Genomic DNA, 369 nt, shown 5'->3' with positions numbered 1-369 from the left:
GGGCTCGGAGATGTGTATAAGAGACAGGGGTAAAGAAATCACCGTCCACTACACCGGCTGGCTGGAAGACGGCACCAAATTCGACGCCAGCCTCGACCGGCGTCAACCGCTGACCATCACGCTCGGCGGCGGAGCACCGGTTTCTTTTTCGCCCGAACTCGTTTTCCCTGCCGACTTTACCTTGCGCGTCGCCCTGAAAAAAGAGGAAAAAGTCCTGCCTGCCGGCGTCATCCGCGATATTTTGGAAGAGAAGGTAGCGGAAATCGCATGTATTGTCTGATGCTGCTGGTGTTCCTCATCGGCGTACAGCTCAAAAGTAGCGGCGTATCGCTGTCTCTTATACACATCTCCGAGCCCACGAGACTCGAA

Annotated in this window: 2 pseudogenes; both read left to right on the top strand. The window is 55.6% G+C overall.

The annotated features are described in order from the left end of the window. Nucleotides 1-10: 10 nt before the first annotated feature. Nucleotides 11-133 (top strand): annotated as a pseudogene (locus ACRPFF_RS11300) (FKBP-type peptidyl-prolyl cis-trans isomerase); the annotation flags it as partial. Then, nucleotides 125-265 (top strand): annotated as a pseudogene (rdgC, locus tag ACRPFF_RS11295) (recombination-associated protein RdgC); the annotation flags it as partial. The pseudogenes ACRPFF_RS11300 and rdgC, both read left to right, overlap by 9 nt. Nucleotides 266-369 lie beyond the last annotated feature (104 nt).

The sequence above is a fragment of the Neisseria sp. SLRRB23 genome (assembly GCF_050896295.1).
Taxonomy (GTDB): Bacteria; Pseudomonadota; Gammaproteobacteria; order Burkholderiales; family Neisseriaceae; genus Neisseria.
Note: the sequence above shows the minus strand (reverse complement) of the source record. Positions and strands in the feature narration are given on the sequence as shown.